Origin of the sequence: Cupriavidus sp. SIMBA_020 (assembly GCF_046535395.1) — a bacterium.
In the GTDB taxonomy this organism is placed as follows: Bacteria; Pseudomonadota; Gammaproteobacteria; order Burkholderiales; family Burkholderiaceae; genus Cupriavidus; species Cupriavidus campinensis.
In genome coordinates, this window is the sequence record NZ_JAWRWU010000598.1 from 1 (window position 1) to 271 (window position 271).

Genomic DNA, 271 nt, shown 5'->3' on the forward strand with positions numbered 1-271 from the left:
CTGGTGATAGATCGACTCCATCACCGGATGCGACACGTCGAGCGCGGTCAGATCGAGCAGTTCGAACGGTCCGAGGCGAAAGCCCGCCTGTTCGCGCATGATGCGGTCGATGTCGGCAAAGCTCGCCACCCCTTCGCCGGCCACGCGCAGGCCCTCGGTGTTCATGCCGCGGCCCGCATGATTCACGATGAAGCCGGGCATGTCTTTCGCGCGCACCGGCGTGTGGCCCATGCGGCGCGCGAGATCCATCAGCGCGTCGCCTGCCGCCGGG

At 67.5% G+C, this 271-nt stretch carries 1 protein-coding gene; it reads right to left on the bottom strand.

The window, feature by feature from the left end; genetic code table 11:
- A partial coding sequence (locus tag SB751_RS30680; RefSeq protein WP_410749110.1) for a 3-hydroxyacyl-CoA dehydrogenase family protein occupies window positions 1-271 on the bottom strand: 271 nt, incomplete at both ends.